Annotated in this window: 18 protein-coding genes and 1 tRNA gene; 10 read left to right on the top strand and 9 right to left on the bottom strand. The window is 53.7% G+C overall.

The genetic code is table 11. The features are described from left to right. Positions 1 to 36 precede the first annotated feature (36 nt). Positions 37 to 693 (bottom strand): pseudouridine synthase, encoded by a 657-nt coding sequence (locus L2Y54_RS12195; protein ID WP_236496383.1) that lies wholly within the window; start codon positions 691 to 693, stop codon positions 37 to 39. A gap of 119 nt (positions 694 to 812) precedes the next feature. Between L2Y54_RS12195 and L2Y54_RS12190 the strand changes: the two genes are divergently transcribed. Next, on the top strand, positions 813 to 1,385 hold the full coding sequence (locus L2Y54_RS12190) for a Uma2 family endonuclease (RefSeq protein ID WP_236496382.1): 573 nt from the start codon (positions 813 to 815) through the stop codon (positions 1,383 to 1,385). 46 nt (positions 1,386 to 1,431) lie between these two features. On the opposite strand, the gene L2Y54_RS12185 is transcribed toward L2Y54_RS12190, so the two are convergent. Beyond that, a tRNA-Leu gene (locus tag L2Y54_RS12185) sits at positions 1,432 to 1,518 on the bottom strand. Between the two features lie 140 nt (positions 1,519 to 1,658). Between L2Y54_RS12185 and rnr the strand changes: the two genes are divergently transcribed. Then, positions 1,659 to 4,001: a ribonuclease R gene (gene rnr, locus L2Y54_RS12180; protein ID WP_236496381.1), complete on the top strand. Its 2,343-nt coding sequence runs from the start codon at positions 1,659 to 1,661 to the stop codon at positions 3,999 to 4,001. After that, positions 4,001 to 4,744, top strand: coding sequence for a 23S rRNA (guanosine(2251)-2'-O)-methyltransferase RlmB (gene rlmB / locus L2Y54_RS12175; RefSeq protein ID WP_236496380.1), 744 nt, complete (start codon positions 4,001 to 4,003; stop codon positions 4,742 to 4,744). Before rnr ends, rlmB begins: the two co-directional genes overlap by 1 nt. 1 nt (position 4,745) lies before the next feature. On the opposite strand, the gene L2Y54_RS12170 is transcribed toward rlmB, so the two are convergent. The 4 genes from L2Y54_RS12170 to gph are packed head-to-tail and all read right to left on the bottom strand — an operon-like array spanning position 4,746 to position 8,549. Further along, complete coding sequence (locus L2Y54_RS12170) at positions 4,746 to 5,651, bottom strand: hypothetical protein (protein ID WP_236496379.1); 906 nt, start codon at positions 5,649 to 5,651, stop codon at positions 4,746 to 4,748. A 3-nt stretch (positions 5,652 to 5,654) separates the two neighbouring features. Next, entirely contained in the window at positions 5,655 to 6,584 is a 930-nt protein-coding gene (locus L2Y54_RS12165) for a hypothetical protein (RefSeq protein WP_236496378.1), read from the bottom strand. Beyond that, complete coding sequence (locus L2Y54_RS12160; protein WP_236502029.1) at positions 6,568 to 7,878, bottom strand: DNA recombination protein RmuC; 1,311 nt, start codon at positions 7,876 to 7,878, stop codon at positions 6,568 to 6,570. Before L2Y54_RS12160 ends, L2Y54_RS12165 begins: the two co-directional genes overlap by 17 nt. Then, positions 7,878 to 8,549 carry a phosphoglycolate phosphatase gene (gene gph / locus L2Y54_RS12155; RefSeq protein ID WP_236496377.1) on the bottom strand — a complete coding sequence of 224 codons (672 nt, stop codon included), beginning with the start codon at positions 8,547 to 8,549 and terminating at the stop codon, positions 7,878 to 7,880. The genes L2Y54_RS12160 and gph overlap by 1 nt, the downstream gene beginning before the upstream one ends. A 71-nt stretch (positions 8,550 to 8,620) precedes the next feature. Between gph and L2Y54_RS12150 the strand changes: the two genes are divergently transcribed. Continuing rightward, the gene (locus L2Y54_RS12150; protein ID WP_236496376.1) at positions 8,621 to 9,136 is read left to right on the top strand and encodes a TlpA family protein disulfide reductase; all 516 of its coding nucleotides are present in this window, start codon (positions 8,621 to 8,623) and stop codon (positions 9,134 to 9,136) included. Between the two features lie 42 nt (positions 9,137 to 9,178). Here L2Y54_RS12150 and minE read toward each other — a convergent pair whose 3' ends face one another. The 3 genes from minE to minC form a co-directional block, all read right to left on the bottom strand. Next, positions 9,179 to 9,439 carry a cell division topological specificity factor MinE gene (gene minE / locus L2Y54_RS12145; protein ID WP_236496375.1) on the bottom strand — a complete coding sequence of 87 codons (261 nt, stop codon included), beginning with the start codon at positions 9,437 to 9,439 and terminating at the stop codon, positions 9,179 to 9,181. 3 nt (positions 9,440 to 9,442) lie between these two features. After that, positions 9,443 to 10,249: a septum site-determining protein MinD gene (gene minD, locus L2Y54_RS12140; RefSeq protein WP_236496374.1), complete on the bottom strand. Its 807-nt coding sequence runs from the start codon at positions 10,247 to 10,249 to the stop codon at positions 9,443 to 9,445. A 106-nt stretch (positions 10,250 to 10,355) separates the two neighbouring features. After that, entirely contained in the window at positions 10,356 to 11,084 is a 729-nt protein-coding gene (gene minC, locus L2Y54_RS12135) for a septum site-determining protein MinC (RefSeq protein WP_236496373.1), read from the bottom strand. A gap of 187 nt (positions 11,085 to 11,271) precedes the next feature. On the opposite strand from minC, the gene L2Y54_RS12130 reads away from it, so the two are divergent. From L2Y54_RS12130 to L2Y54_RS12105, 6 genes are all read left to right on the top strand, one after another. Continuing rightward, entirely contained in the window at positions 11,272 to 12,579 is a 1,308-nt protein-coding gene (locus tag L2Y54_RS12130) for a tetratricopeptide repeat protein (protein ID WP_236496372.1), read from the top strand. 34 nt (positions 12,580 to 12,613) lie between these two features. After that, a complete protein-coding gene (mfd, locus tag L2Y54_RS12125; protein ID WP_236496371.1) occupies positions 12,614 to 16,201 on the top strand; it encodes a transcription-repair coupling factor in 3,588 nt (1,195 codons plus the stop codon). A gap of 81 nt (positions 16,202 to 16,282) precedes the next feature. Then, positions 16,283 to 16,441 carry a type II toxin-antitoxin system Phd/YefM family antitoxin gene (locus tag L2Y54_RS12120; RefSeq protein ID WP_236496370.1) on the top strand — a complete coding sequence of 53 codons (159 nt, stop codon included), beginning with the start codon at positions 16,283 to 16,285 and terminating at the stop codon, positions 16,439 to 16,441. A gap of 35 nt (positions 16,442 to 16,476) precedes the next feature. Further along, the gene (locus tag L2Y54_RS12115) at positions 16,477 to 16,860 is read left to right on the top strand and encodes a hypothetical protein (protein WP_236496369.1); all 384 of its coding nucleotides are present in this window, start codon (positions 16,477 to 16,479) and stop codon (positions 16,858 to 16,860) included. Between the two features lie 16 nt (positions 16,861 to 16,876). Then, positions 16,877 to 17,389, top strand: a complete 513-nt coding sequence (locus tag L2Y54_RS12110; RefSeq protein ID WP_236496368.1) for a hypothetical protein — start codon at positions 16,877 to 16,879, stop codon at positions 17,387 to 17,389. After that, positions 17,329 to 18,036: a DDE-type integrase/transposase/recombinase gene (locus L2Y54_RS12105; RefSeq protein WP_236496367.1), complete on the top strand. Its 708-nt coding sequence runs from the start codon at positions 17,329 to 17,331 to the stop codon at positions 18,034 to 18,036. The genes L2Y54_RS12110 and L2Y54_RS12105 overlap by 61 nt, the downstream gene beginning before the upstream one ends. The last annotated feature ends 6 nt before the right edge of the window (positions 18,037 to 18,042 follow it).

Below are 18,042 nucleotides of genomic sequence, written 5' to 3'. Positions count from 1 at the left end.
CAGATTTTGACGCAATCCCGTGGAGGATACCAGCATTTAGAAAGGAATTGGGCTGTTAATACTCAAAACCTCTGCGGTCAAGGGGTGGGGGAAGCTAATCCACGCCGCATGTAACAGCAAACGCTGCGCTTTGGCACATACCTCCGCACTCGCGTATAACTCATCACCCAAGATCGGATGCCCCAACGCCTGCAAATGCACCCGCAACTGGTGAGTACGCCCCGTAATTGGCTCAAGTGCCACCCGACTGGTATCGGTTTCCGCATAGTAAACCAGCACCTGATACCGCGTACACGACGGCTTGCCTAACGCAAAACTCACCATTTGGCGCGGTCGGTTCGGCCAATCCGTCAACAACGGTAAATGGATTTCACCACGGGTCGGTGTAACCTGCCCTGCCACCACTGCTTCATAACGTTTATGCACTTGCCGCGTTTGAAACAGGATGCTCAAGGCACGTTCCATCGCCTTGCCACGCGCCATCACCATAATGCCTGACGTTCCCATATCCAGACGGTGCACGATGAGTGCATCAGCGAATTCGGCTTGTACACGAGCAACCATGCAATCTTGCTTGCCGTCACCACGACCAGGAACCGAGAGCAAACCAGCAGGCTTATCGACCACGATAATGGAATCATCGAGGTAGAGGATGTGCAAACCGGCGTGAGCGGGAGGGTTATAAGTGATCAAATCATATTCCGATGGAGGGGTATCGGCAGCAATTCTGGCACGGCAAGCCCTATTTGAAAACACAGACGTGAGTGCTATCCTCAAGATACTGACGGCACACGACAACAGGACATCCGGCAATGGCTCAAGCAGCAAAGCGTGGCACCCCACCTGCAACCTATGCAGATATTTTGCAACTGCCCGAACACTTAACGGGTGAAATCCTCAACGGCGAACTGCACACCATGCCCCGCCCTGCCATTCGCCATGCACGCGCATCCTCCATACTTGATCGCCAAGTCGGCAGCTCTTTCGACTCAGGAAATAAGGACACTGACGGCTGGCTAATCTTGTTTGAACCTGAACTTCATCTGGGGAGCAAACCGCACATCCTTGTTCCCGATTTGGCAGGCTGGCGACGTGAACGCCTGCCAACGCTACCGGATACCGCATGGCTGGAACTTGCCCCCGACTGGGTGTGTGAAGTGCTATCCCCTTCCACTGCCAGCAAAGACAGAATCCTGAAGATGCCGATCTACCGCGCCGAAGGCGTAGAATGGTTCTGGATAGTAGACCCCGAACACAAAACCCTAGAAGCCTACCAATCATCTGGCGGTCACTGGATTTTGCTGGGTGCATGGGGCAATGACGATACGGCGCGTATTCCACCGTTCGATGCGATAGAAATTTCGCTGACAGCGTTGTGGATCTGAGCTTAGAAATAAAAAAGGCCAGTCATTTCTGACTAGCCTTTCAATTTGGTGCCGGGAAGAGGACTCGAACCTCCACGGGGTTGCCCCCACTAATACCTGAAACTAGCGCGTCTACCAATTCCGCCATCTCGGCAATTCACAAAACAGTAATGCTTTGCGAGACGCGAAATATATAGCGCTCACCGCATCTTGTCAAACACCAAACCGCGTTTTTATTACATTTTTTTGGTACACTGCACCCATACGAAAAGACAAACCACACAAGGACACAATTTGAAGTTCAACGATCCCCATAGTCAGCGCGAAGCCGAAAAGTATGAAAACCCCATCCCCAGCCGCGAGGTCATCCTGCAACTGCTGACGGAACAAGGGCAGCCGCTGGACTTTGCCACCCTCACCGAAGCGTTGCACCTGCACGACGAACGTGATGTCGATGCCCTGAAAAAACGCCTGCGTGCGATGGAACGTGACGGGCAATTACTCTATAACCGCCGCCGCCAATACGTCCCCATTGAACGCACCGACCTGATTGCCGGGCGCGTCATCGGGCACCCCGACGGCTTCGGCTTTCTGAAACCGGATGATGGCACACCCGACCTCTTCCTCCACGCCAAGCAAATGCAACTCCTGATGCACGGCGACCGCGCCCTGTGCAGCGTGCGCGGTCTCGACCCCAAAGGTCGCCGTGAGGGTGCTGTGGTCGAAGTACTGGAACGTGGCACCACCCAAGTCGTCGGGCGCTATTTCATGGAAGGCAATATCGGCTTTGTCACCCCTGACAATTCACGCATCAGCCAAGACATCATGATTCCGCAGGATGCCGCAGGCAACGCCAAACCCGGTCAAATCGTCGTCGCTGCGATTGTCGAACAACCTTCCAAACGCGCCCAGCCCACCGGCAAAATCGTCGAAGTACTCGGCGACCACATGGCTCCCGGCATGGAAATCGACGTCGCCATCCGCAGCCACCAACTGCCGCATGGCTGGTCAAGCGACATCACCGAAGAAGCCGACAAATTCGGCTACGAAGTACCCGAAGCTGATAAAGCCGACTCGCGCCGCGAAGACCTGCGCGATACGCCTTTCGTCACCATCGACGGCGAAGACGCCAAAGACTTCGACGACGCGGTTTACTGCGAACGTGACGGCAACGGCTGGCGCTTACTGGTAGCGATTGCGGACGTATCGCATTACGTGCAAGCCGATTCCGCGATTGGGCGCGAAGCCACCGAACGCGGCACATCGGTGTATTTCCCCGGCAAAGTCATCCCGATGTTGCCAGAAATATTGTCTAACGGCTTGTGCTCCCTTAACCCGCACGTTGACCGGCTGTGCATGATTTGCGACATCCAAATCGGCGCACGCGGCAAGCTGATCAGCTATCAATTCGTGGAAGGCATTATGCATTCCGCTGCCCGTCTCACCTACACCGAGATGGCAAAAATCGTGGTCGACCGCGACATGGATGCACGTCGCAACCATTCGCCAGAACTCTGCGAACACCTCGACGACCTCTATTCCCTGTACAAAGTCCTGCGCAAAGCGCGTGACCGTCGGGGTGCTATCGACTTTGAAACCGCCGAAACCCGCATCGTGTTTGATGCCGAGCGCAAAATCGAAGCGATTGTCCCGACCGAACGCAACGACGCGCACAAACTGATCGAAGAGTGCATGATTCTCGCCAATGTGTGCGCGGCAACTTACCTCAGCAAATACAAAATCCCTGCACTTCACCGCGCCCACAAAGGCCCCACACCGGAAAAGCTCGCGGATTTGCGTCAATTCCTCGCCAGTCTCGCCTTAAGTTTGGGTGGCGGCGACGAACCCAAGCCAAACGATTACACCGCGTTGCTGAATAGCCTCGGCGACCGCCCTGACCGGCACATGATCCAGACCGTATTGCTGCGCTCCATGTCGCAAGCGGTCTACAGCCCTGATTCAGAGGGACATTTCGGCTTGGCGCAACCGTATTACGCGCATTTCACCTCACCGATCCGGCGTTACCCCGATTTGCTGGTACACCGTGCGATTCGCCATTTAGTGCGCGGTGGCAAGGTCAAAGACTACCACTATTCGCACAAAGACATGGTAGCCCTTGGCGAACACTGTTCCATGACCGAACGCCGTGCCGATGATGCCACTCGCGACGTGACCGCTTGGCTCAAATGCGAATACATGCAAGAACACATTGGTGAAACCTTTAGCGGTGTCATTACCAGCGTCATGGGCTTTGGCTTATTTGTCGAACTCAAAGACATCTTCGTGGAAGGTTTGATTCACATCACCGCCCTGACCAGCGACTACTACCACTTTGATGCCGCGCATCACCAATTGACGGGTGAAAACTCCGGGCGCATTTACCGCCTTGGCGATACCATCAACGTCACCGTGGCACGGGTCGATTTGGACGAACGCAAAATCGACTTCGTACTCGCCAAAGCCGATGGTGAAACTGCGGCAACACGCACCAAAAAGCCCAGCAGCAAAAGCCGCAAACCCACCGGCAAAAGCAAAGCGGAACGCGCGTCAAAGTCTGACCCGACCACCAGCCAGAAACCAGCCAGCCCTAAAAAACCGGCAAGCAAAAAACCCCGTAAGAAGAAACCGATCGCCTAATGTCAAAATCGATTATTTGCGGCGTACATGCCGTTGAAAGCGCCTTGCGCAACGATACCGAAAACCTCGGACAAATCTGGCTGGACAAACGCAGCCGCAATGACCGCCTGAAAAAACTGGAAAAGATGGCGGAAGAAAGCGGAATGCGTATCCTGCTGACCGAAGCTGACAAGCTCGACAAGCTGGCAGGCAATAACCGCCACCAAGGCATTGTTGCCGAGTATTACAAACTCAAAGCGTGGACAGAAAATGACTTCTACGACATGCTCGACGGCATGAGCGAACCGCCGTTTCTGCTGGTATTGGATGGTGTCACAGACCCGCACAATCTGGGCGCGTGTTTGCGTACCGCCGAAGGTGCTGGCGTGCACGCAGTCATTGCCCCGAAGGATAATGCTGCCAGCATCACCCCAACCGTGCGTAAAGTCGCCTCCGGTGCGGCAGAGATCATTCCGTTTATCCCCGTCACCAACCTTGCTCGCACGCTGGAAACACTGAAAAGTCGCGGTATTTGGCTGACGGGAACAAGCGACAAAGCCAAGCAAACCTTGTATCAAGCCGATCTAAAAGGGCCAATGGCACTGGTCATGGGCGCGGAAGGGGCTGGTATCCGCCGTTTGACCGAAGAAGCGTGCGACTACTTGATTTCAATCCCGATGGCGGGGCAAGTGTCGAGCTTGAACGTGTCGGTGGCCACAGGCGTGTGCCTGTACGAAGCCTTGCGGCAGCGGAAAATGTCGTAACTCATGGTTCAGAATAGTAGTCGTATTTCTTCAGCATTTCGCTGGTAAACCGCCATGCCTCGTTGTACGACAAGCCGCTATTGTCAGGAATAATGACCTTCACATACAACTCCGTGCCATGCTGGGCTTTCAGCGCACTTAACTCGCTGTCCAAAGCGGAACGGTTGACGCCACGCACCGCCGCTTCCCCCGGCTTGCGGATGCTGTAACCGTTTTTGCTGTACACCACTTCCACCACTTGTTTGCCTTTGGCAGAACGGGCGGGTTTGAGCAATTTTTGGTATTTCTGATCGAGTTCGGTGAATTCACCTTGCAGGCTCAGCAACTTCTTCTCGCTTTCATCCACTTTGGTCTGCAAACCAACCACTTGTGAGCTTTTCTCGTCTAAATTGGTTTGCAATTCAATGATCGCTTTGTCGCGCAAGCCCAGCGTATCCGCCTGTTCACGGCTGAGGGTTTGCAAACGTGCCAGCTCCGCATCTTTCTCGGTGCTGGTACTGTGGGCAGCTTCGGTTTCTGCCCGACTGCGCAATAATTCCATTTCCAAACTGGAGGAACGCTGTTGCAAATACTCAAGCTGCTCTTCTAGGGTGGCGTTCGCCTGAAGTTGGAATTCGGCTTGTTGGGTAGCTTTTTGTGCTTCAAACGCCGCACGTTGCGCTTCTTGGGCGGCACGCTGCGCTTCGAGTGCGGATTTTTGGGCGTCGACTTGCGCCGCCTGTTCAGCCAATACGCTATTGCGCAAATTGTCCAGCAAGCGCGTATTGGTCAGCACCACCGCTACCGTGATAATCAGGAAAATCATGGTAATGACCATCATAATGTCGGTGAAGGATGGCCAGAAACTTTCCTCGTATTCATCCCGCGAACTGATCAGCGAGGCGAAGGAAAAATGCCCGTCACTCATGCCTTACCCCTTCGGTTTATCGTCAAGGCGGAAACCTTCCCGAACTGAATCGCGGATTACCCGAATATTGTCCCCACTCTGGCTCACTGCCACCTGCAAATCATCGGCAGCCAATTGCAGGCGTTCGCCCGCGTGTAAGAAACGATCCTGAATCACATGGATAGCTTCAGCGGCTTTGCGCAATTCCGCTGTTAATACTGCCACATCATGCATCAAGCTATTTTCGGCATGTTTAAAGCGCGGCAGAATATAGAGCGTGGTCACGTTTTCAACGTTTGCCAGCAATTGCGTCCGCGCATCTTGCAGGCGCAAGTGGAAATACGCAAAGAATACATAACACACAATCGCCGTAATGGTGGTACTCAAAGCATTCGACATACCGCCGATAATCGTCCCCATTTGCTGCATGTTTTCCGGCGAATCCAGCAAGCCTGCTGCCCCCATCAAGGCAATCGACAACGACACCACCGTGCCAAACACGCCCGCTAAAATCAAAATGTTATGCACGAATCTTACCAAGGTAAATTGCGTCGACATGCCCGCTGCCAAGGTAGAAGCCAATGCTGCCTGATTCACCGCTGCGTGCTGGCGGGCAATCGTGTGTATGGCATGATAACGATCGACAATGATCGCGGATTCCGGCAAACCGTAAGCGGGATTCGGTGCATTTTCCTCCACGCGCTTCAAAAAGCGTTGCAATACATCCTGCTCGCGGGTAAACCCTAGGAACATAAAAATCATGCGCACCAATCCGGCGAGGAAAATCAGCAAAATAATCCCGTTGAGCACCAGCCCCAACTGTCCTGCTTGCGTCGAATAGAAAAATTGTGCCACTTGTTCTTTGTTCAGCAGCACGACTAAACCCAATAGGAACAGGATCACCAACATCTGTAACAAAGTCAGGTAATAGCGCGTTTTAATCGGTTTCAGCATCAGTTTCAGTATCCTTGATATACGGATGGCGTGGCACAGCTTCGACCGGCACCGGCTCGGTAATGTTCCGCCCCGAAGAAATCCCCAGCTCCGACAGTTTGCGCACCCCCGGCAACACACTGCGTTCCAGCGAACCTAACGCCTTATTGTAGGTATCCACGCTGCTGCCGAGATTACGCCCCAAACGCTCCAGATGGTCAAGAAAAACCGTCAAGCGCTTGTGTAATTCTTCACCCAAATCGCGGACTTTACTTGCATTTTCGGCCAGAACCGTCTGTTTCCAACCAAAGGCAACTGCCCGCAACAGTGCCACCAAGGTCGAGGGCGTGGCAAGAATCACCTTGTCATTCAGGGAGTCGTGCAATAAGGTTTTATCCTGCTCCAACGCCGCGCCGAGAAATTGTTCACCGGGGATGAATAGCACCACGAAATCCGGCGATTGCTCAAACTGCTCCCAGTAACGTTTCCCTGCCAGCACTTTAACATGATCACGCACATGGCGGGCATGGCGTTGCAAATGGCGCTTGCGGCTGTCTTCGTTATCAGCATTCACCGCGTCAAGGTAAGCATCCATCGGCGCTTTCGCATCCACGATCATTTCGCGTGCATCCGGCATTCGGATCACCATATCCGGGCGAATGGTGCGGTCACTATTACTGCGCTGGGTTTGCTCAACGAAATCGCAGTGTTCGACCATGCCAGACAATTCGGCAATGCGCCGCAAACTCAACTCGCCCCATTGCCCACGAATCCCCGGAGTACGCAACGCTGATGCTAATCGCCCGGTTTCATCGCGCAAGGCGGTTTGGTCATGCATCATGCCGCGAATCTGTTGACTCAAAACCCCAAAACTGGTGAGCCGATCTTTTTCAATCTGCTGAATTTGCGCCTCAGTTTTTGCCAGTGCATCCCGGATCGGGTCAACCAAATGCTGAATCGACAACTGACGCTGCTCTAAATCCGTGCGCGATTCCACCTGAAACCGCCCCAGCGTTTCATGTGCTAATTGCAGAAACTGGGTATTATTATCGCGCAATGCCCGCTGCGACAACGAGGCAAAAGTATGATGCAAGCGGTCTTGCGCATCATCCAACATCCGCAAACGTTCTTCATTGATTTGCTCTTCGGTTTGCCGCAACAGTTGCAGACGCTCGACTTCACGCTGCGCCTGCCGCAACGGTGCGCTGTAAATAAAATGAGCAAGCAACACCCCCAACGCAAACATAATCAGCGCCGTGAATACCACAATATTGTCGTCAATGAACCCGCCCAATTGAAACGAAGCACTCTCCATCAAGTCAACCACGCCAATAATTCAGCCGGATGCGTCACGCTGCCATCCGCAGGCCAAGCACGATGCTCATTGTTTGCATTCAAATAGCCCCACTCGGCAATCAGCGTTTGCATCCCGGCATTGCGCCCTGCCAAGATGTCACGTTCCGCATCGCCCACATACAGGCATTGCGCGGGTGGAATGCCGCAGCGTTGCGCCGCCAACAGCAAGGGTTCCGGGTGCGGCTTCGCCACGGGCAAAGTATCCCCGCCAATAATGCACGCCGGACGGGTATCCAAATCCAAGGCGGTCAATAAGGGAAACGTCAGGTATTCCGGCTTATTGGTAACAATACCCCACGGAATTCCACCCGACTCTAAGGTTTCCAACACGGCAGGCATTGCCTCAAACAAGCACGAATGGCGACTGATATTCGCCTGATAATAATCGAGAAAAATCTCGCGGCGACGCTGTAAGTCGGCGGCACTTTGTTCGATTCCAAACGCCAATTCCAACATCCCAATGCTGCCGTGGGAAACGGTGTGACGTGCTTGAGAAAGAGTAAAATGTTCGCGCCCCTCGGCAACCAATACCGCGTTTAATGCGGCTAATAAATCAGGAGCCGTATCCAGCAGCGTGCCATCCAAATCGAATAACACACACTTTATCGGTAAAAAAGAACTTGTCGGCATCAGATGCATCCATACAATCAGCGGTTACGTAAAACAAAACCAGCAATCAACTAATTTCAGGAGATGATTTTATGTCACCAATCAAACAAGCGCTGATTATCGCACTATTCGCACACGGGGCGCTATTTTCCACGACCGCATCCGCCTTGAGCGAGCTGGACGGCAAAACCGTTACCTTTGAAGAACTCGTCGGCAAAGGCAAATGGACGGTAATGAAGGTATGGGCATCCGATTGCCGCGCTTGCCGCGCCAGTGCTCACCATACCGTGGATTTTGAGGCGACCAACCCCGAAGTTGACGTGATCGGCATTTCACTGGATGACACCAGCGGCAAAGCTGATGCAGAAAAATTCATCGACGAACAGGGCTTAACCTTTAGCAACTTATTGAGCAACCCCTCAGAAGTCGACAAGTACCTGTACACCACCGCCAAAGAAAGCTTCATCGGCACACCCACATTCATGGTGTACAACCCACAAGGCAAATTACTGGCGGTACAGCCGGGGGTTGTCACTGCTGAAGCCTTGAGTGCCTTCATCCAGAAACAACAATCAGCAGCGGAACAACCCGCGCAACCGGCGTCATAAGGGATTTATCTGTGGGGAAGCATGACTTGCCCCACAGATACTTCACGGATGGTCGCGTTCAGGCAAGGCGATATTTAGCTCCAACACATCAAAATCAGCGCCTTTCTCGAACTGAACCGTCACTTGATCTTCCGTAATCAATACGTATTTACGAATCACTTCCATAATATCGCGGCGCAATTGTGGCAAATATTCCGGGCCATTGCGGTCAAGCCGTTCATGCGCGATAACGATTTGCAAACGCTCTTTGGCAACCTTGGCACTGGTTTGTTTCGTTTGCGTAAAATAATTAAACCATCCCATAGATCACCCAAACAGCTTTTTAAAGAAACCCTTTTTCTCCACTTCTAGGAAGCGGTGCGGCACCATTTCCCCCAAAAAGCGGCGTACAAAATCATCGTATGCCTGACCGGCATCACTGGCTTTGTCGAGAATAACGGGTGCACCGCTGTTGGATGCCTGCAAGACACTTTGTGATTCAGGAATCACGCCGATCAAGGGCACGGCAAGAATTTCCAGAATATCCTCCATGCCCAACATTTCGCCTGCCTTCACCCGTGCTGGGGAGTAACGGGTAATTAGCAAATGTTCACGCACGCCTTCGCCGCGTTCCGCCCGATGCGTTTTACTTTGCAGCAAGCCGAGGATGCGATCGGAATCACGCACTGAGGAAACTTCGGGGTTAGTCACGACAATCGCATCATCAGCATAATACATCGCCATGTGTGCACCACGCTCAATACCGGCGGGGGAATCGCACACAATGAAATCAAAACCGAGCGCGTGCAACTCATCCATCACTTTACCCACGCCTTCGGGGGTCAAAGCGTCCTTATCGCGGGTTTGGGAAGCGGGCAAAACATACAAATTCTGCACATGTTTATCACGAATCAAGGCTTGATTCAGTGACGCTTCACCATTGATAACATTGACGAAATCGTACACCACGCGGCGCTCGCACCCCATAATCAGGTCAAGATTACGCAACCCGACATCGAAATCAATCACAGCGGTCTTATAACCATGTATAGCAAGCCCGGTCGCAAATGCCGCACTGGTTGTGGTTTTGCCAACCCCACCTTTACCGGAGGTAACGACAACTATTCTGCTCAAAAGATGCTCCTTTTTATTAACATCGCGTGACGAGTATCGACCTTATAACACCTTAATGATATTAACAGATGCGACCGCTATTATTTAGTATAGAAATGGGAAGTTTTCAGAACATTGCGGTGATTTTCAATTTTTCACCATCCAACCACACCATTGCCGGTGAACCTTTCAAATTAGTGTCAATATCATCCAACAAACGGTAATGCCCGGCAATCGACACCAGTTCAGCCTCCAGCTTCTGGCAAAAAATTCGCGCACTGGTATCGCCACCAATGCCTGCCAGCACCCGCCCACGTAATGAGCCGTAAACGTGCACTGAACCGCCAGCAAGAATTTCTGAACCTGCACTGGTCTGCTTTAAAATAACCAGATTACCTTCAGGAAAATACACTTGCTGACCGGAACGCAACGGCTGATTCACCACTCTCACACTCGTCATGGGATGACAAGGTGCATCTTCTGTTGGCACTTCTTCCAATGCTGGCTCAACCGGACGCTCGCTACGACTCGGTGCTCCCGTGGCTCTCCCCGATCGCAATACCGCCCAGCCAGCCTGAAGCGCTAATTCACGGCATTCTTCAGCAATATTGCGTATCCCCACCGGAATGAAGCCCAATTCCAGCAATAGGTCGCGTAACGCGGTAAAATCCAACGCTGCACAGGCTTCACCCAAGCGACTGCAATCGACCAATAAAGGGCTATTATCAAACAACTGCGGCAAACTGTTCTGTTTATTTTTGACCGTTTCCTGAATAAGCTTCAGATCGACAGATGCCAGCCGCAACACACTAAGCAGGGTCATTTCACCCTTTATCTCAACTGGTTCTTCCGCCACAACCCTAACTCCTGACTAAAAAACATTTGAACCTGACACTAACCTTAACCGACACAAGGTACAACATTGTACGCACGATTTTCCATAAAAACTGTTTATCTGAAAGTCTCGCCAATCTATAATCAAACTATATTTAGAACAAAATTCAAGATTTTTCCTGATTTCTTACTGTGGGGGCTACATTATCATGTACGTGAGTACGGCTTTTTTACGTCTGGGTATAGTTGCCTCGATATTACTCGCATTGGCTTTGCCGGGCACTGTTATCGCGAAACCAACATCCGCAGAAGCGGTTGAGCACTTTGCTACTGCGCAAGCATTGTTAGCGCCAAACAACGGCAAACAACCCGATATTGCCAATGGGCTGAAATCACTCGAAAGTGCAGCAGCGTTGGATTATTCACCCGCACTCTTTGAACTTGCTAATCTTTACGAAAACGGCATCCATGTAAAGCCAGATACTGCCAAAGCGGTGAGTTTTTACGAACAAGCGGCAAAACTCGGTTATGTTGACGCGCAATATAACCTAGGGCTGCTGTACTTACGCACCCTCAAAGACATCAGCAAAGCACGTGATTGGCTGGAACGCGCCGCCCAGCAACAGGATGCAGAAGCGCAATACAATCTCGCCCTGTTGCACGATTTCACCACTAGCGAATACGCCGACCCAGAAGAAGCCACTTACTGGTATCAAAAAGCCGCGCAAAATCAACACATCAATGCCCAGTTCGATCTGGGGGTGCGTTACCTGCAAGGCACGGCTCTACCCCAAAATCTCGCACAAGCCGCGCATTGGTTTCGCCAAGCCGCTGAACAAGACGATGCAGCCGCTGCGTTTAATCTGGGGCTGATGTACGAAGAAGGCAAAGGCTTAACCCAGAGCCTCAGTGACGCGATTCACTGGTATCGCAAAGCCGCCAAACAAGGTGAAGCAGGCGCACAATATAATCTCGGCATCAAATACCTGACCGGACAGGGTATCACCCAAAACCGTGATACCGGCATTGACTGGATACGCAAAGCCGCTCAGGGTAGCAATCCGGCAGCGCAATACACCTTAGGATTTATGTATGAGCAAGGTTCAGGCATCCCCAAAGACACCGACATGGCACTGCATTGGTATCGCCAAGCCGCCGCGCAAGGCTATACCGATGCACAACTGGGCTTGGCGATTATGTTTACCCACGGTCAAGGCGTCAAAACCGACCTCGCTGAAGCGTATCAATGGTTTCATAAAGCCGCTGAAGCCGGTAATGCCAGCGCCCAATTTAATTTAGGGACGCATATAGCACACGGCATTGGCACTGCCAAAGACCTTCCAACCGCTGCATTTTGGCTATCGCGTGCTGCCGCACAAGGGCACAAAGGGGCAATGGCTAACCGTGATTACGTCTTGCAACACCTCACCCAACAGGAGCGTGACGAATTAGCCCATCGCCTCAAAACTGCCACAGAAGCTATACAGGTTCAGGACAAACACGCCGCCATCCGCTAGAATCCGGGACTTTCCAGAATAAAAGCCCGAATTCATGCCTGCATTGCTCAAGCCCCACTTCCCCACATCCTCTAACGGTCACGTCCGCTGGAGGCAGTTGTACGGCGCATCCCTCGACTGGCTGATTGCCCAAGCCGCGCAAGGCTTTGATGGTTTGCTGCTGCTGGCAGTGCCGGATGTGCATACCGCCTACCAGATGGATTCCGCATTGCACTTCTTCGCCCCGGAAATTCCGCGCCACATTTTCCCGGATTGGGAAACCCTGCCCTACGATGTGTTTTCGCCGCACGAAGACATTATTTCCGAACGCCTGAAAACGCTGGCAACGCTGCAAAACTTGAAACGCGGCATCTTGCTCGTGCCAGCCACCACGCTGTTACACCGGGTTGCACCGACCAGTTATGTACACGGGCATACCTTCGTGGTGCGCAAAGGTTCGCCGCTCAATATCGACAAGCTACGCAAGCAACTCGAAGAAGCAGGCTACCGCAACGTCAGTCAGGTAATGGCACATGGCGAATACGCAACGCGGGGTTCGCTGGTCGACTTGTTCCCGATGGGCAGCCATACGCCCTACCGGATTGATTTGTTTGACGAGGAAATTGACTCGATCCGCACGTTCAACCCGGAAACGCAGCGTACTGAAGATGTGGTAAACAGTATTGAACTGCTACCAGCGCGGGAATTTCCGCTGGATGAGGCGGGGATTCGCACCTTCCGCCAGAATTATCGGGCGCAAGTTGAAGGCGATCTGAGCCGTAGCCGCATTTACGAAGGCGTGAGTCAGGGCAAGCCACCAGCGGGGATTGAATATTACTTGCCGCTGTTCTTTGAGCATACCGCGACGTTATTTGATTACTTGCCGAAGAAGACGCTGCTGGTACTCGCTGAGGGTGTGGATGCTGCCGTCAAAACGTTCTGGGAGACGGTGGAGTATCGCTATGAGCAGCGGCGGCATGATGTGGAAAGACCGTTGCTTGCGCCGGAGAAGTTGTTTTTGACGGCGGCGATGCTGCAAAGCTGGGTGGGGGATTATCCACGGATTGAGGTTCAAAGATTTAAAGAAACCCCTCCCGGCCTCCCCTTATCAGGGGAGGAGAAAGAAGCTCCCCTCTCCAGTCCCTCCCCTGATAAGGGGAGGTTAGGAGGGGTTTCTTCGATCAACTACCCCATCGCTGCTCTGCCCTCGCTCCTCATCCACGCCCGCCAAGAACAGCCCCTGTTCCTGCTGTTCAACTTCCTCAAAGACCTGCAAGGGCGCGTATTATTCACCGCCGAATCTGCCGGGCGACGAGAAGCCTTGATGACGTTATTGCGGGAGCAGTTTGTCGGACTAAAGTCCGACCTACAAGATGACGCTTCCCGTAGGTCGGACTTTAGTCCGACATCCCCTCTCAAAGTCCTAGAAACCTGGCAGGATTTCCTCGGTAGCAAAGCGGAAATGGCGGTCACGGTCGCGCCGCTGGAAAATGGTTTCTGGCTGCCCGATGCGAAGATAGCGATCATCCCCGAAAACCTGCTGCACGGCGTGCAAATCCAGCAGCAACGCCGTCGCCGCAAAGCCACCCGCGATGCCGATGCCATTATCCGCAACCTCACCGACCTCAACGAAGGCGCACCCGTAGTCCATGAGGAACACGGGGTCGGGCGGTATCTGGGGTTGGAAACGGTCACGGCGGGCGGGGTGACGGCGGAATATTTGCTGATCGAATACGCCAACCACGACAAGCTGTACGTCCCCGTTGCCGCGCTGCATCTGGTCAGCCGTTACACCGGGGCTGACCCCGAACACGCGCCCTTGCACCGCCTCGGCAATGAGCAGTGGGACAAAGCGCGGCAAAAAGCGGCGGAAAAGGCGCGGGATGTGGCTGCGGAATTGCTCGACATCCACGCCCGGCGTGCCGCGCAACAGGGGCACAGCTTCCCGTTTGACGACAACGATTACCGCCTGTTTGCAGGCGCGTTCCCGTTTGAGGAAACGCCGGATCAGGCATTGGCGATTGAAAACGTGATCAAGGACATGCGTTCCGCGCAACCGATGGATCGGGTGGTGTGCGGTGATGTGGGTTTCGGCAAGACCGAAGTGGCGATGCGGGCAGCGTTCGTGGCGGCAAATGCGGGCAAGCAGGTGGCGATGATTGCGCCGACCACCTTGCTAGCGCAGCAGCATTTGAACAATTTCCGTGACCGTTTTGCCGATTGGCCGTTCAATATCGAATCGCTGTCACGCTTCAAGACCGGCAAGGAAACCAGCAAGGCACTGGAGGCACTCGCGTCCGGCAAGATCGACATCGTGATCGGCACGCACAAGCTGTTGCAGGACGATGTACATTTCAAGCAACTGGGGCTGGTGATTATCGACGAGGAACACCGCTTCGGGGTGCGCGACAAGGAGCAGATGAAAAAGCTGCGTGCCAATGTCGATATGTTGACCATGACCGCCACGCCGATTCCGCGCACGCTGAACATGTCGCTGTCGGGCTTGCGCGATTTGTCGATCATTGCTACCCCGCCGACCCAACGCCACGCGATCAAAACCTTTGTGTGCGAGTGGAACAAGACCATTATTCAGGAGGCGTGTGCGCGGGAGTTGTCACGCGGCGGGCAGGTGTACGTGCTGCACAATGAGGTCAAAACCATCGACAAAGTGGAGCAGGAACTGAGCGCGATGTTGCCCGGTGTGACGGTGCGCCATGCCCACGGGCAGATGCGGGCGCACGATCTGGAAAGCATCATGAGCGACTTTTACCACCAGCGTTTCCAGATTCTGATTGCCACCACCATCATTGAAAGCGGCATCGACGTGCCGACCGCCAACACGATCCTGATCAACCGTGCCGACAAGCTGGGGCTGGCACAATTGCACCAGTTGCGCGGGCGGGTCGGGCGTTCGCACCACCGCGCTTACGCCTATTTGATTGCGCCGCCGAAATCCGCGCTCACGCCGGATGCAGTCAAGCGGTTGGAAGCGATTGAATCGCTGGAAGAACTGGGGGTCGGTTTCACGCTGGCGACGCACGATCTGGAGATTCGCGGCGCGGGCGAATTGCTCGGCGAAGGGCAAAGCGGGCAGATTCAGGAGATCGGTTTCAACCTCTACAACGACCTGCTAGAACGGGCGGTGAAGGCGTTGAAATCCGGTGATGTAGGGGCGGTTCGCGAACCGCCCTTACGGTGGCATCGTAACCATACTACCGTGGAATTAGGTGCGCCTGCGCTGATCCCGGACGACTATTTGCAGGATGTCCATGCGCGGCTGATCCTCTACAAACGCATTGCCAGCGCGGAATCGCAGGCGGCACTGGACGAATTGCGGGTGGAAATGATCGACCGCTTCGGGCTGCTGCCAGAGCCGACCAAGACGCTGTTCAGCGTCACGCGGATCAAGTTGCTGGCGCAGGAACTGGGCATCCGCAAGCTGGATATGCACATCAAGGGCGGGCGGATTATCTTCGACGACAAGCCGAATATTGACCCGATGAAGGTGATTACCCTGATCCAGAAACGCCCGTGGGTGTTTAAGCTGGATGGGCAGGATAAATTGCGGTTTGAGGTGGAATTGCCGACGGTGGAGGAACGGGAGGAGTGGGTGGTTAAGTTGATGGGGGAGATTGGGGGGTAACATCTTCCCGTTTCTTGATCGTGCAAATACCTCAAACTGTGTCTACAATAGAGAAATGTAGCCACAAATGAGATAACCGTTATGCACGTTGCTGTCCGCGAACTCAAAAACCGCTTTTCCGAATACCTGAAATACGCACAAGCAGGTGAAGAAATCATTGTCACCACCCACGGCAATCCGGTAGCACGCTTGATGCCCTATGTGTCAAGCTACCCTGAGACCACCCCGATAGCGAAATGAATGTATAATCGGGTCAAGACACAGGAAGCAAGACGATGCCGAAACCAACCAGTGAATTACCGGACAACCACGTGATGCCAAACCCACGCCATGAAAAGCGCACCTACCGCTATTTCAGTGCAGCAGACAAGAAACGCATCCTTGCCGAAGCTGATGCCTGCGCTCACGGTGAATTGGGTGAACTGCTACGCAGAGAGAAGATTTACAGCACTCAACTGCAAACATGGCGCAATCAATTGGCAACCGCAGGCGAAACGGGCTTGGAGAACGCCACGGTGGGACGTAAACCGTCAAAAGACAGCAAAGATAAAGCGATAGATGCCCTCCAACGCGAAAACGCCAAGCTGGAACAACGTCTACAGGTGGCGGAAGGCTTATTGGAACTCCAAAAAAAGCCTTCACGCTATTGGATCACCTGAACAACGTGAGCCGCTCATGAGTATCCTACTGGAAAGCCGTCCCCCGGATGTCTCCGTGCGTGCAGGTTGTGCCGCCTTGGCGCTATCACGTGCCAGCTATTACCGCTACAGTAGCAACCAGACGGTCATTGACGTGGTGGCAAACGACGCAGTATCTGACGCTGTGCCGGTGTCTGATGAACCGGCACCGATGGCGGAAACCACCGCAGCGGTTGAAGCCATTGCTATCGTTGAAACCGTTGCTGCCGTCCGCCCGATCCCGGACAATGCTCTAAGTGCCGCCGAACAGGAACAGGTACTGACGGTACTCAACAGTGAACGCTTTGCTGACCAACCACCCGCCGAAGTGTATGCCACCTTGCTGAGCGAAGGCATCTATTACTGCTCCGTCAGCACCATGTACCGCCTGCTGCGCAAAGCTCGGCAAATCGGGAACGCCGTCCCCAACGTCAACCTCAGACGCACGCCATGCCGCGCCTGCGAGCCACGCGCCCCAACGAAGTGTGGACGTGGGACATCACGAAGTTAGCGACTGAACAACGCGGTGTTTACCTGTCACTGTACGTGGTGCTGGACTTGTACAGCCGTTTCATCGTCGCCTGGATGGTCTCCCGCAAGGAGAACAGCCACCTAGCCAAACAACTGATGCAAGAAGCCAGCACCCGTTACCGCATTGGCTTGGGGGAACTCACCCTGCACCAAGACCGGGGCGCACCCATGACGGCTCACGGCTACCTCGACCTGATGGCAGAACTGGAGATCACCTGTAGCCACAGCCGCCCACGAGTCAGCAACGACAACCCGTTCAGCGAAAGCCAGTTCAAGACCTGCAAGCAACAACCCGATTACCCCGGACGCTTCGCCAGTGTCAGCCATGCGCGGGAATGGTTTGCCGACTACGTGGAATGGTACAACTTCGACCACCAACACAGTGGCTTGGCTTTCTTCACCCCCGAACAAGTGTTCACGAATCGGGTGGGCGACGTGGCTATTTGCCGCCAAACGGCATTGCAAACCGCCTATGAAACCAACCCAAAACGGTTCATCAACGGTGCGCCCGTCGTTAAGTTGCCGCCCAAGGAAGTGTGGATTAATCCGGCACATCCTGACGAAGCGGATGAAAACATAGCAGTGAATTTCCCTACATTATCGGCTGCCAAAAAAGCCTGTTTGTAGTTTTAT

Origin of the sequence: Thiothrix winogradskyi (assembly GCF_021650935.1) — a bacterium.
Classification (GTDB): domain Bacteria; phylum Pseudomonadota; class Gammaproteobacteria; order Thiotrichales; family Thiotrichaceae; genus Thiothrix; species Thiothrix winogradskyi.
The sequence above is the reverse complement of the archived record's forward strand: the minus strand, read 5'-3'. Positions and strand labels throughout refer to the sequence as shown.

Excerpts from the sequence above, each read along its gene's own strand:
- L2Y54_RS12190 (WP_236496382.1), top strand. The coding sequence starts at position 813 with ATGGCTCAAGCAGCAAAGCGTGGCACCCCACCTGCAACCTATGCAGAT.
- rlmB (WP_236496380.1), top strand. The coding sequence starts at position 4,001 with ATGTCAAAATCGATTATTTGCGGCGTACATGCCGTTGAAAGCGCCTTG.
- L2Y54_RS12170 (WP_236496379.1), bottom strand. The coding sequence starts at position 5,651 with ATGAGTGACGGGCATTTTTCCTTCGCCTCGCTGATCAGTTCGCGGGAT.
- L2Y54_RS12165 (WP_236496378.1), bottom strand. The coding sequence starts at position 6,584 with ATGCTGAAACCGATTAAAACGCGCTATTACCTGACTTTGTTACAGATG.
- L2Y54_RS12160 (WP_236502029.1), bottom strand. The coding sequence starts at position 7,878 with ATGGAGAGTGCTTCGTTTCAATTGGGCGGGTTCATTGACGACAATATT.
- gph (WP_236496377.1), bottom strand. The coding sequence starts at position 8,549 with ATGCCGACAAGTTCTTTTTTACCGATAAAGTGTGTGTTATTCGATTTG.
- L2Y54_RS12150 (WP_236496376.1), top strand. The coding sequence starts at position 8,621 with ATGTCACCAATCAAACAAGCGCTGATTATCGCACTATTCGCACACGGG.
- minE (WP_236496375.1), bottom strand. The coding sequence starts at position 9,439 with ATGGGATGGTTTAATTATTTTACGCAAACGAAACAAACCAGTGCCAAG.
- L2Y54_RS12130 (WP_236496372.1), top strand. The coding sequence starts at position 11,272 with ATGTACGTGAGTACGGCTTTTTTACGTCTGGGTATAGTTGCCTCGATA.
- mfd (WP_236496371.1), top strand. The coding sequence starts at position 12,614 with ATGCCTGCATTGCTCAAGCCCCACTTCCCCACATCCTCTAACGGTCAC.
- L2Y54_RS12120 (WP_236496370.1), top strand. The coding sequence starts at position 16,283 with ATGCACGTTGCTGTCCGCGAACTCAAAAACCGCTTTTCCGAATACCTG.
- L2Y54_RS12115 (WP_236496369.1), top strand. The coding sequence starts at position 16,477 with ATGCCGAAACCAACCAGTGAATTACCGGACAACCACGTGATGCCAAAC.
- L2Y54_RS12110 (WP_236496368.1), top strand. The coding sequence starts at position 16,877 with ATGAGTATCCTACTGGAAAGCCGTCCCCCGGATGTCTCCGTGCGTGCA.
- L2Y54_RS12105 (WP_236496367.1), top strand. The coding sequence starts at position 17,329 with ATGCCGCGCCTGCGAGCCACGCGCCCCAACGAAGTGTGGACGTGGGAC.